This window comes from Amycolatopsis endophytica (genome assembly GCF_013410405.1).
In the GTDB taxonomy this organism is placed as follows: domain Bacteria; phylum Actinomycetota; class Actinomycetes; order Mycobacteriales; family Pseudonocardiaceae; genus Amycolatopsis_E; species Amycolatopsis_E endophytica.
Genome location: NZ_JACCFK010000002.1, coordinates 913375 through 927496, shown reverse-complemented (window position 1 = coordinate 927496; position 14122 = coordinate 913375). Strand labels below are relative to the sequence as shown.

Genomic DNA, 14122 nt, shown 5'->3' with positions numbered 1-14122 from the left:
GAGCAGCGTGACCAAGCTCGTGCCCACGATCCTCGCGGCCGGTGTGCTGGCGAGCTGTCTGGTGACCGCCCCGGCCTCCGCCGAGACCCCGGCGGTGGAGGAGTTCACGCCCGACCCGATCGCCTGGGGCGCGTGCGAGTCGTCCGCGCTGACCCGCGCCGGCGCCGAATGCGGCTATCTCGACGTGCCCCTCGACTACGCCGACCCGGCCGGCGCGAAGATCTCGCTCGCCGTCTCGCGCGTGCGGCACACCAGCGCCGACTACCAGGGCGTGATGGTCGTCAACCCCGGCGGCCCTGGCGGCTCCGGACTCGGGCTGTCCGCGCTCGGACCAGCGGTGCCGAAGGACGCCGGCAGCTCTTACGACTGGATCGGCTTCGACCCGCGCGGCGTCGGATCGAGCCGTCCCGCGCTGTCCTGCGATCCCGGCTACTTCGGGTACGACCGCCCCGCCTACGTGCCGCGCACCCCCGATCTCGAGCGGACCTGGCTGGACCGCTCCCGCGGGTACGCCGCCGCGTGCGAGAAAAACGGGCCGCTGCTGCGGCACATGCACACCACCGATGTCGCCGAGGACGTCGACAGCCTGCGCAAGGCACTGGGGGAGGAGGAGATCAACTACTTCGGCTTCTCCTACGGCACCTATCTCGGCCAGGTGTACGCGACACTGCACCCGGACCGGGTGCGGCGCATGGTGCTGGACAGCAACGTCGATCCGCGCAAAGTGTTCTACCAGGCCAACCTGGACCAGGACGTCGCCTTCGACCGCAACATCGGAATCTACTTCGACTGGGTCGCCCGCCACGACGCCGTGTTCCACCTCGGCACGACGGCGCGCGCGGTCGAGGACCTCTGGTACGCGCAGCAGCGCGAGCTGACCACAACGCCCGCCGGTGGCGTGATCGGCCCCGACGAGTGGACCGACATCTTCCTTCAGGCCGGTTACTACCAGGCGACGTGGGAGGAGCTGACGAACGCCTTCGCGGGCTGGGTACACCAGCGCGACTGGCAAACGGTCAAGGTCCGCTACGACCGGACGAACTCCCCGGGCGACGACAACGGGTTCGCCGTCTACAACGCCGTGCAGTGCACCGACGCACCCTGGCCACGGAACTGGACCGAGTGGAAGGTGGACAACTGGATCACCCATTCGCGTGCACCGTTCGAAACCTGGGGCAACGCCTGGTACAACGCGTCCTGCCTGACCTGGCCGGTGCCCGCGGGCAAGCCGGTGGACGTCGACGGTCGCGGTGTCGCGGGCGCGTTGCTGATCGGTGAGGAGCTGGACGCGGCCACCCCCTTCGCCGGAAACCTCGAGGTGCGCCGCCGGTTCCCGGACTCGCGTCTCATCGGGGAGCCGGGCGGCACCACGCACGCGGGCTCGCTGTCCGGGAACGCCTGTGTGGACGACCGGATCGCGGACTACCTCGCGACCGGCGCGCTGCCACCGCGCCTGCCGGGCGATCGCGCGGACGCGGTCTGCGACCCACTGCCCGAGCCGGAACCCGAAGGTGCGCCCGGCGCCCGCGCCGATCGCGCCGGTGCCGGACAGCCGGCCGTGTTGCGGCAGGCGCTGGAGATGGTGGCGGGCTGACCGTCGCGGTCCCATGTTCTCCCCCTGTTTTCGATGACCTGGATCACGGTAGGCGGGGGGTACGACAGTTCCGGTCCGCGATCGCCCCGCGACGCCTGGTGACCGAAAATTGTCGGTGGGTGCCGCTAGCGTGCCGGGCATGAACATCATCGAAGAGCACCGGAGCACGCTCCGGGCCGGTGAGACGACCTTGTCCATCGACGTGACCACGCTGCCGGGCGGTGATCCCGCCGGGCGACTCGTCATCCGGGTCGGCGCGGCCGGGGCCGAGGGTGAAGCCGTGGCCGACGGGCAGATCGAGGTGAGCGCCGGCGTGGCGGCCACGCTCGGATCGATGCTGTCGGAGATGCTGCGACATCACGCCGCCCTGACCGATCCGGGTGGACGAACAGCACGCCCAGCCAGTCAGGGGCGGCCGTGGACGCCCGCGCTCGACGCCGAACTCGAACAGCGCTGGATCGCGGGCGAGAGCGTGGCCGACATCGCCCGCGAACTCGCCCGCAGCCCCGGCGGTATCCGCGCGCGCCTTCCCCGGGTGGGTTGCGATCCGGAGCGCCCCGGCGAGTATCTCCCCGATCCGCCGAGCATGCGCCCCGCCGAGGCCGCGTCCGTGTCCGGTGACGGGAACGACCAGGTCTGGGCACGTCCCGGCCTGCCCGGAACCGTGATCGGGGGTGGCGATGACGACTGACCGCCGCTGACCGCGCGGGCTCCGGCCGCTGTGACACTCGCGGAAGTCGTTTGATTGATCTTCCGGCGCCATGCATAATTATTCGTATGACGGTGAAGGTCGCGGTGGCCGGGGCGAGCGGATACGCGGGCGGGGAAGCCCTGCGCCTGCTCCTGGCGCATCCGGAGGTCGAAATCGGCGCGGTGACGGCGGCGAGCAGCGCCGGCACCCCGCTCGGTCAGCATCAGCCCCACCTGGCTCCTCTGGCCGGGCGGATCCTGCTGGAGACCAGTGCGCAGACGCTGGGCGGCCACGACGTGGTCTTCCTCGCGCTGCCGCACGGGCACTCGGCGGAGATCGCGGCACAACTCGGGCCCGAGGTGCTCGTGGTCGACCTGGGGGCCGACCACCGGCTGACCGACGCGGCGGACTGGCAGCGCTGGTACGGCGGTGACCACGCCGGGGCCTGGCCCTACGGCCTGCCCGAACTGCCCGGCGCGCGCCAGAGGCTGGCCGGTACCAAGCGCATCGCGGTGCCGGGCTGCTTCCCGACGGGTGGCACGCTCGCGCTGGCCCCCGCGCTGGCGGCCGGCCTGGTGCGGCCCGAGGTCGTCATCGCGGCCGTCACGGGCACCTCCGGTGCGGGCAAGAGCCTCAAGCCACACCTGCTCGGCTCGGAGGTGATGGGGTCGGCCAGCGCGTACGGTGTCGGCGGCGCGCACCGGCACACGCCCGAGTTCGCGCAGAACCTGAGCGCGGTGGCCGGGGGGCCGGTGTCCGTGTCGTTCACGCCGGTCCTCGCGCCGATGCCGCGCGGCATCCTCACCACGGCGAGCGCGCCGCTGGCGGGCACAACCGACGCGGCTGCGGTGCGCGCGGTGTACGAGAAGGCGTACGCGGACGAACCGTTCGTCCAGGTGCTGCCCGAGGGGGCCTGGCCGGTCACCTCGGCGACGCTGGGTTCGAACAACGTGCAGCTGCAGGTCGCGGTGGACGCCGACGCGGGACGGCTGGTCGTCGTCGCCGCGATCGACAACCTGACCAAGGGCACCGCGGGCGGAGCCATCCAGTCCATGAACATCGCACTCGGTCTCCCCGAGACCACCGGCCTTCCGACAGTAGGAGTCGCACCGTGACCGTGACCGGCCCGAAGGGGTTCCGCGCCGCGGGCGTGGCCGCCGGGATCAAACAATCCGGCGCACTGGACCTCGCGCTCGTCGTCAACGACGGTCCGGACCACGCCGCGGCCGGCGTGTTCACCCGCAACGTCGTCAAGGCCGCGCCGGTGCTGTGGTCGCAGGAAGTGCTGCGGCACAAGCGGTTGCGCGCGGTCGTCCTCAACTCCGGCGGCGCCAACGCGGCCACCGGCCCCGGTGGGTTCCAGGACACCCACGCCACGGCGGAGAAGGTCGCCGAGGTGCTGGAGGCGGGCGCGATCGACGTCGCGGTGTGCTCGACCGGCCTGATCGGCGAGCGGCTGCCGATGCCAGCCGTGCTGTCCGGTGTGGACGCCGCGGCCAAGGCCCTCGACGCGAACGCCGAGTCCGCGCTCGCCGCCGCCACCGCGATCATGACCACCGACAGCAAGCCGAAGCAGGCGCTGCACCGCCACGACGGCGGCTGGAGCGTCGGCGGCTTCGCCAAGGGCGCGGGCATGCTCGCCCCGAACCTGGCGACGATGCTGTCGGTCCTCACCACCGACGCGGTCGTCGACCCCGACGCGCTCGACGCCGCACTGCGCGCCGCCACCCGCGTCACTTTCGACCGGCTCGACGTCGACGGCGGCACGTCCACCAACGACACCGTCCTGGTGCTCGCCTCGGGCGCCAGCGGCATCACGCCGGGCCTGGACGAGTTCACCGATGTCCTCACCGCCGCGTGCATGGACCTCGTCCAGCAGCTGCGGTCGGATTCCGAGGGCGTCACCAAGGAGGTCGACGTCATCGTCCGCGGCGCGGCCAGCGAACAGGACGCGATCAACGTGGGCCGCACGGTCGCCGAGGACAACCTGGTCAAGACCGCGTTGTTCGGTTCCGACCCGAACTGGGGCCGCGTGGCGATGGCCGTCGGCCGGGCCCAGGCCGAGGTCGACCCCGGCACCCTGTCCATCGCGATCAACGGCGTCACCCTGTACTCGGCCGGTACCACGGCGCAGGACCGCTCCGCGGCGGACCTGTCGGGCCGTGCCGTCGAGGTCGTGATCGATCTGGGCATCGGGGCCAGCGAGGCCACGATCTTCACCACCGACCTGTCGCACGCCTACGTCGAAGAGAACAGCGCGTACTCCTCATGACTCCTCCCGAACTGGTCGAGGCCGACGACCGCCTGGACACCGCCGCCGAGAAGGCGGGCGTGCTGATCGAGGCGCTGCCGTGGCTGCAGCGTTTCCACGGCGCCACCGTCGTCGTCAAGTACGGCGGCAACGCGATGATCGACGACGAGCTCAAGCGCGCCTTCGCCCAGGACATGGTGTTCCTGCGGCTGGCCGGCCTGCGCCCGGTCGTGGTCCACGGCGGCGGCCCGCAGATCACCACGATGCTGGAACGGGTCGGGCTCGTCGGTGAGTTCAAGGGCGGCCTGCGCGTCACGACCCCGGAGACGATGGACATCGTCCGCATGGTCCTGGTGGGCCAGGTCAGCCGCGAGCTGGTCGGTCTCATCAACGCCCACGGCCCGTACGCGGTCGGCATCTCCGGTGAGGACGCGCAGCTGTTCACCGCCGAGCGCAAACAGGCCACGGTCGACGGCGAGCCCGTCGACGTCGGCCTGGTCGGTGAGGTCGCCTCGGTCAACCCGGACGCCGTGCTGGACATCGTCAACGCCGGCCGCATCCCCGTGGTGTCCACAGTGGCCCCCGACGCGGACGGCGTGGTGCACAACGTCAACGCCGACACCGCGGCCGGTGCGCTCGCCGCCGCTCTCGACGCCGAGAAGCTCGTCGTGCTCACCGACGTCGAAGGTCTTTACGCCAGCTGGCCGGACCGCTCGTCGCTGATCGACCGGATCCGCGTCGACCGGCTCGAGCAGCTGCTCCCGACACTGGCCAGCGGCATGATCCCCAAGATGGAGGCCTGCGTGCGCGCGGTGCGCGGCGGCACCCGCCGTGCCCACGTCATCGACGGCCGCATCGCCCACTCGGTCCTGCTGGAGGTCTTCACCTCCCGCGGGATCGGCACCATGGTCCTCCCGGAACAGGAGTCCTGATGGACGCGCTCACCTCCAATGCGGACGGCAGGCAGCACTGGCAGTCCGCGCTCATGGACAACTACGGCACCCCGAACCTCACGCTGGTCCGCGGCGAGGGCGCGCGCGTCTGGGACGCCGAGGGCGCCGAGTACGTCGACCTGGTCGGCGGCATCGCGGTCAACGCGCTCGGGCACGCGCACCCCGACGTGGTCCGCGCGGTCACCGAGCAGATCACCGAGCTCGGTCACACCTCCAACCTCTACGTCAACCCGGTCGCCGTGGAGCTGGCCGAGGCGCTGCTGGACGTCGCCGGGTTCGCCGGGCAGGGCAAGGTCCTGTTCGTCAACTCCGGCGCGGAGGCCAACGAGGCCGCGCTGAAGATCAGCAGGCTCACCGGCCGCACCAAGGTCGTGGCCTGCGAGGGCGCCTTCCACGGCCGCACCATGGGCTCGTTGTCGCTGACCGGCCAGCCCGGCAAGAAGCAGCCCTTCGAGCCGCTCGTTCCCGGCGTCACCCACGTCCCGTACGGCGACGTCGAAGCCCTGCGCGCGGCCGTGGACACCGAGACCGCAGCCGTGTTCCTCGAGCCGATCCTCGGCGAGGCCGGGGTCGTTCCCGCCCCGGACGGCTACCTGCAGGCGGTGCGCGAGATCACCAAGGCCGCCGGCGCGCTGCTGGTGCTCGACGAGGTGCAGACCGGCATCGGCCGCACCGGCGACTGGTTCGCCTTCCAGCGGGCCGGGATCACACCGGACCTCATCACGCTGGCCAAGGGACTGGGCGGCGGTCTGCCGCTGGGGGCGGTCATCGGTGTCGGCGAGGCGGGCGAGCTGCTCAAGCCGGGCCAGCACGGCACGACCTTCGGCGGCAACCCGGTGTGCTGCGCGGCCGGGCTCGCGGTCCTGCGCGCGATCTCCCGCGACGGCCTGATCGACCACGTCTCCCGCGTGGGCAAGCACATCGCCGCCGGGGTCGAGGAACTGGCCCACCCGCTGGTCAAGGGTGTGCGGGGCGCGGGCCTGCTCATCGGCATCATGCTCAACGAGCCGGTGTCGCCCGCCGTCGCCCAGGCCGCGCAGGCGGCCGGTTACCTGGTCAACCCGGTCGCCCCCGACACGATCCGGCTGGCCCCGCCCCTGATCCTGAGCCAGGCGCAGGCCGAAGGCTTCCTCACCGCCCTGCCCGGGGCGCTCGACACCACCACCACGAAGGACTGACTGCACGATGCCCCGCCACTTCCTGCGCGACGACGACCTGACCCCCGACGAACAGCTCGCCGTCCTCGATCTGGCCGACGAGCTGAAGAAGGCACCGCTGGCCCACCGCGCGCTGGCCGGTCCCAAGTCGGTGGCCGTGCTGTTCGAGAAGAACTCCACGCGCACCCGGCTGTCGTTCGAGGTCGGCATCGCCCAGCTGGGCGGGCACCCGATCATCGTGGACGGCCGGTCCATGCAGCTGGGCCGCGAGGAGACCATCGAGGACACCGCGCGGATCCTCTCGCGCTACGTCGACGCCGTCGTGTGGCGCACCTTCGCCCAGCAGCGCATCGTCGCGATGGCCTCGACGGCCACGGTTCCGGTGGTCAACGCCCTGACCGACGAGTTCCACCCGTGCCAGGTGCTGGCGGACCTGCAGACGATCCGCGAGCGCAAGGGCAAGCTGACCGGGGTGACCCTGACCTACCTCGGCGACGGCGCCAACAACATGGCCCATTCGCTGCTGCTCGGCGGCGTCACCGCCGGCATGCACGTGCGGGTCGTGGCACCGGAGGGCTTCCAGCCGGACTCCGGCGTGGTCACCGACGCGAAGAAGCGCGCCGCGGACACCGGTGGCAGTGTCAACCTCTTCACCGGCCCGCACGCCGCGGTCGAGGGCGCGGACGTGCTGGTCACCGACACCTGGACCTCGATGGGCCAGGAGAACGACGGCATGGACCGGGTCACGCCGTTCAAGAAGCTGCAGATCAACACCGAGCTGCTGACCCACGCCGCGGACGACGCGATCGTGCTGCACTGCCTGCCCGCGCACCGTGGCTGGGAGATCACCGACGAGGTGATCGACGGCCCGGCGAGCGCGGTGTGGGACGAGGCGGAAAACCGCCTGCACGCCCAGAAGGCGCTGCTGGTGTGGCTCCTGGAGCAGGAGGTCTCGCGACGATGAACCGCGCCGCCCGGCACTCCCGCATCGTCGACCTGGTCTCGTCGATGGCCGTCCGCAGCCAGACCGAGCTCGCGAAGCTGCTGGCCGCGGAGGGCGTCGAGGTCACGCAGGCCACCCTGTCGCGGGACCTCGACGAGCTGGGCGCGGTCAAGTTGCGGGGCGCGGACTCCGGCGCGCCGGTGTACGTGATCCCCGAGGACGGCAGCCCGGTGCGTGGCGTGCAGGGTGGTACGTCCCGGTTGTCGCGGCTGCTGGCCGAGTTGATGGTCTCCGTCGACGCGTCGGGCAACCTGACCGTGTTGCGGACTCCGCCGGGTGCGGCGCAGTTCCTGGCCAGCGCGATCGACCGGGCGGCACTGGAGGAGGTCGTCGGGTCGATCGCGGGCGACGACACGGTCGCGGTGATCGCCAGGGAGCCGCTGACCGGGAAGGACCTGGCCGACCGGTTCGCCGCGCTGGCCCAGCGCTCCTCTACTTTGGACTCCAACCACCACGACTGAGCGAAAGCCGAGACGAACACATGGCAGACAACGGCCAACCCGGGATCGCGCTGTGGGGCGGCCGCTTCAGCAGCGGGCCCGCCGAAGCGATGGCGGCGCTGAGCGCGTCGACGCACTTCGACTGGCGTCTGGCGCCCTACGACATCGCCGGTTCCCGCGCCCACGCGCGGGTGCTGAGCAAGGCCGGGCTCCTGACCGGGGACGAGCTGACGCGGATGCTCGCGGCGCTGGACACCCTCGCCGCGGACGTCGACTCCGGTGCGTTCACGCCGACGGTCGCCGACGAGGACGTGCACACGGCGCTGGAGCGCGGGCTGATCGAGCGCGCGGGGCCGGAACTGGGCGGCAAGCTGCGGGCGGGCCGGTCCCGCAACGACCAGGTCGCCACCCTGTTCCGGATGTGGTTGCGCGACGCGGGCCGCCGGGTCGCCGCGGGCACGCTGGACGTGGTCGACGCCCTCGTGGCGCAGGCGCGGCGGCACCCGGACGCGGTCCTGCCCGGCCGCACGCACCTGCAGCACGCCCAGCCGGTCCTGCTGGCCCACCACCTGCTGGCGCACGCGCAATCGCTGCTGCGTGACGTGAGCAGGCTGCGCGACTGGGACGCTCGCACGGCCGAATCGCCCTACGGGTCGGGTGCGCTGGCCGGGTCGTCGCTGGGGCTCGATCCGGAAGCCGTCGCCACCGAGCTCGGGTTCGCCACCAGCGTCGAGAACTCGATCGACGGCACCGCCTCGCGTGATTTCGCCGCGGAGTTCGCGTTCGTCCTGGCCATGCTGGGTGTGAACCTCTCGCGCATCGCCGAAGAAGTGATCATCTGGAACACGGCCGAGTTCGGGTACGTGACGCTCGACGACGCGTGGGCCACCGGCAGCTCGATCATGCCGCAGAAGAAGAACCCGGACGTGGCCGAGCTGACACGCGGCAAGTCCGGCCGTCTGATCGGCAACCTGACCGGTCTGCTCGCCACGCTCAAGGGCATGCCGCTGGCCTACAACCGGGACCTGCAGGAGGACAAGGAACCGGTCTTCGACTCGGTCGAGCAGCTGGAGCTGTTGTTCCCGGCGCTGGCCGGGATGGTGGGCACGCTGACCTTCCACGCCGACCGGCTCGCCGAGCTGGCCCCGGCCGGCTTCACGCTCGCCACGGACATCGCCGAATGGCTGGTGCGGCAGGGAGTGCCGTTCCGCCTCGCGCACGAGGCCGCGGGGGAGTGCGTGCGGGTCGCCGAGGCCCGTGGCGCGGGCCTGGACGAGCTGACCGACGAGGAGCTGGAGAAGATCAGCCCGGCCCTGACCCCGCGAGTTCGCGAGGTGCTGACCGTCGAGGGTTCGGTCGCCTCCCGTGACGCCCGCGGCGGCACCGCTCCGGCGCGGGTCGCCGAGCAGCTCGACCGGCTCGCCGCGCGGGTCGCCGACCACCGGCAGTGGGCCGAGTGATCCTCGACCACCTGGTCTACGCGACACCGGACCTGGCGCGGACGGTGGCGGACCTGCGCGGGCGCGGCCTCGACCTCGTGCCCGGCGGCCCGCATCCCGGCCGGGGCACCCGCAACCACCTCGCTGGCCTCGTCGACGGTGCGTACCTGGAGGTCATCGGCCCGGATCCGGACCAGGACGCCCCGGACGGGCCGCGTCCGTTCGGCATCGACGACCTGACGGCGCCGCGGCTGGTCACCTGGGCGATCCGGGTGCCGGACCTGGCCGCGGCGCTGGAGGAAACCCGCGCGGCCGGGTACCCCTTCGGTGACGCCGTGCCGATGTCGCGACGGCGACCCGACGGCGTGCTGCTGAGCTGGTCCCTGGCGTTTCCCCGGGAGGACGGGGGAGTCGTCCCGTTCCTCATCGACTGGCAGGACTCCCCGCACCCGGCCGATTCGCTGACCACGAGCGCGGTGCTGGAATCGCTGACCGGTGTCCACCCGGATCCGGGCCTGGTCGCCGGCCCGCTGACCGCGCTCGGTGCCGTGCTCACGGTCGTCACCGGTCCGGGACCGCACCTGGAGGCGGTGCTCGCCGTCGACGGTGGCGAGGTCGTGCTGCGGTGACCGGACGCCTGTTCAAACGCGAGGAGCTGGCCATCGACCCGGTCGATCTGGCACACGTGCTGCTCGGGTCGGTCCTGGAGACCACGGGTCCGCAGGGCACGGTCGCGGCGCGCCTGGTCGAGGTCGAGGCCTACCGCGGGCAGGACGATCCGGCCTCGCACTGCTACCGCGGGCGGACCGCCCGCAACACCGTCATGTGGGGTCCGGCTGGTCACCTGTACGTGTACTTCGTGTACGGCATGCACTTCTGCGCCAACGTGGTCGGCCGGGAGGACGGCGAGGCCGGAGCGGTCCTGCTGCGCGCCGCCGAGGTCACCTCGGGGGAGGATCTGGCGCGTTCGCGCCGGAAGGCCGCGCGCAAGGACGTCGAGCTCGGCCGCGGTCCGGCCAGGCTGACCTCGGCGCTCGGCATCGGCCCGCAGCACAACGGCGCCGATCTGACCGATCCGGATTCGCCGGTGCGGCTGCTGACGGGTGAGGAGATTCCCTCCGACCGCGTGCGGTCCGGGCCGCGCGTGGGGGTGGCGGCGGCGATGGACACACCGTGGCGGTTCTGGATCGACGGTTCCCCGGCGGTGTCGGCGTACCGGCGGGGCGGGCGGGCCCGACCCCCCAAATAGTCGGTTGACCTCGTACGGGAGTATCGGGACGTGAGCGAACACATCCTCGACGAACTGTCCTGGCGCGGGCTGATCGCCCAGTCCACCGATCTCGATCCGCTGCGGAAGGACCTGGCCACCGGTCCGCTCACCCTCTATGGCGGCTTCGACCCGACCGCGGAAAGCCTGCACGCCGGCCACCTGGTCCAGCTACTGACGCTGGCCCGGTTCCAGCGCGCGGGCCACCGCCCGATCGCCTTGGGCGGTGGCGCCACCGGGCAGATCGGCGACCCCCGCGACGTGGGGGAGCGGGCGATGGTGAGCCGAGAGGTCACCGCCGCGCGGCTGGACAAGATCCGGGTGCAGCTCGAGAAGTTCCTGACCTTCGACGATTCGCCGACCGGCGCGGTCATCGAGAACAACCTGAACTGGTTCGCCGACGTCTCCGCGCTGGACTTCCTGCGCGACGTCGGCAAGCACTTCTCGATCAACGTCATGCTCGCGCGCGAGACGGTCAAGCGCCGTCTGGCCACCGATGGCATGTCCTACACCGAGTTCAGCTACCTGCTGCTGCAGTCCTACGACTACCTGCGGCTGTTCCGGCAGTACGGCACGAAGCTGCAGATCGGTGGCTCCGACCAGTGGGGCAACATCGTCGGCGGCGTGGACTACATCCGCAAGGTCGAGGGCGCGGGTGTGCACGCGCTGACCACACCGCTGGTCACCGACTCCGAAGGCCGCAAGTTCGGCAAGTCCACCGGGGGCGGCAACGTCTGGCTCGATCCGGAGCTGACATCGCCGTATGCGTGGTTCCAGTACTTCGTCAACGTCGGCGACGCCGAGGTCGTGCCCTACCTGCGCATGCTGACCTTCGTTCCGCGCGAGGAGATCGACGAGATCGCGCAGCTCACCGCGGAGAAGCCCCATCTGCGAGCCGGTCAGCGCCGGCTCGCGGAGGAGCTGACGACCCTGGTGCACGGTGAGGAGCAGACGCGCCAGGTGACCAATGCCAGTCAGGCCCTGTTCGGGCGGGGTGAGCTGGCGGAGCTGGACGCGCGAACCCTCGATGCGGTGATGCACGAAGTACCCAACGGTGAAGTGCGGCTCGCGGACGGGCCCACCATCGTCGACCTTCTCGTCGCCGCAGGTCTCGCCGACAGCAAGGGCGCGGCGCGGCGGACGGTGAAGGAGGGCGGCGCGTACGTGAACAACGCGAAGATCGCCGACGAGGAGTGGCGGCCGGACCGCACGGACGCACTGCACGGGACCTGGCTCGTGGTGCGCCGGGGCAAGCGGAACACGGCAGGTATTCGTTTGCTGGCCTGACCAGGGGTTTCGCCGTTAAGGGACCCCCCTGTTCGAGGGGGGTTCCGGGGCATGTAATCTTCTCTTCGTCGCCAGGGAGACCGGGCCGGCGGGGCCGAAAAGCCTCAAGGGACCGGGAAACCGGGCGGGGGGTCACGAACCAAGCTCCCAGCGAGGCTGGTAGAGTGGGTGACCGCCGCCGGACGAAACCACAGTGAGATGGAAGTTGCGAGACTTCACGCTTGCTGGCTGGGTCGTCGGGTGACACAACAAAACGTGTTGTTTGAGAACTCAACAGTGTATTGATGAGCTAAAAGCCAGTTGATGAGTTAGAACCCTTTGTGGGTTCCTTTGAGGCTATCAAGTATAGCTGGGTTTGATTTTCTGACATTGTTGGAGAGTTTGATCCTGGCTCAGGACGAACGCTGGCGGCGTGCTTAACACATGCAAGTCGAACGCTGAAGCATCTTCGGGTGTGGATGAGTGGCGAACGGGTGAGTAACACGTGGGTAACCTACCCTGTACTTTGGGATAAGCCCTGGAAACGGGGTCTAATACCGAATATGACTCTTCGAGGCATCTCGTGGGGTGGAAAGTTTCGGCGGTACGGGATGGGCCCGCGGCCTATCAGCTTGTTGGTGGGGTGATGGCCTACCAAGGCGACGACGGGTAGCCGGCCTGAGAGGGTGTCCGGCCACACTGGGACTGAGACACGGCCCAGACTCCTACGGGAGGCAGCAGTGGGGAATATTGCACAATGGGCGGAAGCCTGATGCAGCGACGCCGCGTGAGGGATGACGGCCTTCGGGTTGTAAACCTCTTTCGCCAGGGACGAAGCGCGAGTGACGGTACCTGGAGAAGAAGCACCGGCTAACTACGTGCCAGCAGCCGCGGTAATACGTAGGGTGCAAGCGTTGTCCGGAATTATTGGGCGTAAAGAGCTCGTAGGCGGCTTGTCGCGTCTGCTGTGAAAATCCGGGGCTTAACTCCGGACCTGCAGTGGATACGGGCAGGCTTGAGTTCGGTAGGGGAGACTGGAATTCCTGGTGTAGCGGTGAAATGCGCAGATATCAGGAGGAACACCGGTGGCGAAGGCGGGTCTCTGGGCCGATACTGACGCTGAGGAGCGAAAGCGTGGGGAGCGAACAGGATTAGATACCCTGGTAGTCCACGCTGTAAACGTTGGGCGCTAGGTGTGGGCGACTTCCACGTTGTCCGTGCCGTAGCTAACGCATTAAGCGCCCCGCCTGGGGAGTACGGCCGCAAGGCTAAAACTCAAAGGAATTGACGGGGGCCCGCACAAGCGGCGGAGCATGTGGATTAATTCGATGCAACGCGAAGAACCTTACCTGGGCTTGACATGCATTGGAAACCGGCAGAGATGTCGGCCCCCTTGTGGCCGGTGTGCAGGTGGTGCATGGCTGTCGTCAGCTCGTGTCGTGAGATGTTGGGTTAAGTCCCGCAACGAGCGCAACCCTTGTCCTGTGTTGCCAGCGCGTAATGGCGGGGACTCGCGGGAGACTGCCGGGGTCAACTCGGAGGAAGGTGGGGATGACGTCAAGTCATCATGCCCCTTATGTCCAGGGCTTCACACATGCTACAATGGCTGGTACAGAGGGCTGCGATACCGTGAGGTGGAGCGAATCCCTTAAAGCCGGTCTCAGTTCGGATCGCAGTCTGCAACTCGACTGCGTGAAGTCGGAGTCGCTAGTAATCGCAGATCAGCAACGCTGCGGTGAATACGTTCCCGGGCCTTGTACACACCGCCCGTCACGTCATGAAAGTCGGTAACACCCGAAGCCCATGGCCCAACCCCTTGTGGGAGGGAGTGGTCGAAGGTGGGACTGGCGATTGGGACGAAGTCGTAACAAGGTAGCCGTACCGGAAGGTGCGGCTGGATCACCTCCTTTCTAAGGAGCACAACACATCCACGCTCGCTTCGGTGGGACGTGGAGTGGCCAGGCTCAGTGCCCGACTGTGGCGCTGTCTGGTTGCTCAAGGAATTGTGGACGACTGGCTTGATGCTCATCGCGATGATCATTGATCTGTCTAGTACTGCTG

At 69.6% G+C, this 14122-nt stretch carries 12 protein-coding genes and 1 rRNA gene; all 13 read left to right on the top strand.

Going from position 1 to position 14122, the window contains the following annotated elements:
* The first annotated feature begins 7 nt into the window (after window positions 1-7).
* Window positions 8-1594 (top strand): alpha/beta hydrolase, encoded by a 1587-nt coding sequence (locus HNR02_RS29945; protein ID WP_179777000.1) that lies wholly within the window; start codon window positions 8-10, stop codon window positions 1592-1594.
* Between the two features lie 139 nt (window positions 1595-1733).
* Window positions 1734-2285 (top strand): helix-turn-helix domain containing protein, encoded by a 552-nt coding sequence (locus HNR02_RS29940; protein WP_312861215.1) that lies wholly within the window; start codon window positions 1734-1736, stop codon window positions 2283-2285.
* 86 nt (window positions 2286-2371) lie between these two features.
* Window positions 2372-3400, top strand: a complete 1029-nt coding sequence (gene argC, locus HNR02_RS29935; protein WP_179776999.1) for an N-acetyl-gamma-glutamyl-phosphate reductase — start codon at window positions 2372-2374, stop codon at window positions 3398-3400.
* Window positions 3397-4557, top strand: coding sequence for a bifunctional glutamate N-acetyltransferase/amino-acid acetyltransferase ArgJ (gene argJ / locus HNR02_RS29930; RefSeq protein WP_179776998.1), 1161 nt, complete (start codon window positions 3397-3399; stop codon window positions 4555-4557). Before argC ends, argJ begins: the two co-directional genes overlap by 4 nt.
* Window positions 4554-5468, top strand: a complete 915-nt coding sequence (gene argB, locus HNR02_RS29925) for an acetylglutamate kinase (RefSeq protein WP_179776997.1) — start codon at window positions 4554-4556, stop codon at window positions 5466-5468. The genes argJ and argB overlap by 4 nt, the downstream gene beginning before the upstream one ends.
* Window positions 5468-6667, top strand: a complete 1200-nt coding sequence (locus HNR02_RS29920) for an acetylornithine transaminase (RefSeq protein WP_179776996.1) — start codon at window positions 5468-5470, stop codon at window positions 6665-6667. Before argB ends, HNR02_RS29920 begins: the two co-directional genes overlap by 1 nt.
* 7 nt (window positions 6668-6674) lie before the next feature.
* Window positions 6675-7610, top strand: coding sequence for an ornithine carbamoyltransferase (gene argF / locus HNR02_RS29915; RefSeq protein ID WP_179776995.1), 936 nt, complete (start codon window positions 6675-6677; stop codon window positions 7608-7610).
* A complete protein-coding gene (locus HNR02_RS29910; RefSeq protein ID WP_179776994.1) occupies window positions 7607-8110 on the top strand; it encodes an arginine repressor in 504 nt (167 codons plus the stop codon). The genes argF and HNR02_RS29910 overlap by 4 nt, the downstream gene beginning before the upstream one ends.
* 20 nt (window positions 8111-8130) lie before the next feature.
* Window positions 8131-9549, top strand: coding sequence for an argininosuccinate lyase (gene argH, locus HNR02_RS29905; RefSeq protein WP_179776993.1), 1419 nt, complete (start codon window positions 8131-8133; stop codon window positions 9547-9549).
* Window positions 9546-10157 (top strand): VOC family protein, encoded by a 612-nt coding sequence (locus HNR02_RS29900; protein ID WP_312861214.1) that lies wholly within the window; start codon window positions 9546-9548, stop codon window positions 10155-10157. Before argH ends, HNR02_RS29900 begins: the two co-directional genes overlap by 4 nt.
* The gene (locus tag HNR02_RS29895; protein ID WP_179776991.1) at window positions 10154-10777 is read left to right on the top strand and encodes a DNA-3-methyladenine glycosylase; all 624 of its coding nucleotides are present in this window, start codon (window positions 10154-10156) and stop codon (window positions 10775-10777) included. The genes HNR02_RS29900 and HNR02_RS29895 overlap by 4 nt, the downstream gene beginning before the upstream one ends.
* Window positions 10778-10807: 30 nt before the next feature.
* Window positions 10808-12082, top strand: coding sequence for a tyrosine--tRNA ligase (gene tyrS / locus HNR02_RS29890; protein WP_179776990.1), 1275 nt, complete (start codon window positions 10808-10810; stop codon window positions 12080-12082).
* Between the two features lie 369 nt (window positions 12083-12451).
* Window positions 12452-13971 (top strand): 16S ribosomal RNA (locus HNR02_RS29885).
* Window positions 13972-14122 lie beyond the last annotated feature (151 nt).

Bases quoted from the DNA above. Each gene is read 5' to 3' on its own strand.
- argH (WP_179776993.1), top strand. From the start codon at position 8,131: ATGGCAGACAACGGCCAACCCGGGATCGCGCTGTGGGGCGGCCGCTTC.
- argC (WP_179776999.1), top strand. From the start codon at position 2,372: ATGACGGTGAAGGTCGCGGTGGCCGGGGCGAGCGGATACGCGGGCGGG.
- HNR02_RS29920 (WP_179776996.1), top strand. From the start codon at position 5,468: ATGGACGCGCTCACCTCCAATGCGGACGGCAGGCAGCACTGGCAGTCC.
- HNR02_RS29940 (WP_312861215.1), top strand. From the start codon at position 1,734: ATGAACATCATCGAAGAGCACCGGAGCACGCTCCGGGCCGGTGAGACG.
- argF (WP_179776995.1), top strand. From the start codon at position 6,675: ATGCCCCGCCACTTCCTGCGCGACGACGACCTGACCCCCGACGAACAG.
- HNR02_RS29910 (WP_179776994.1), top strand. From the start codon at position 7,607: ATGAACCGCGCCGCCCGGCACTCCCGCATCGTCGACCTGGTCTCGTCG.
- argB (WP_179776997.1), top strand. From the start codon at position 4,554: ATGACTCCTCCCGAACTGGTCGAGGCCGACGACCGCCTGGACACCGCC.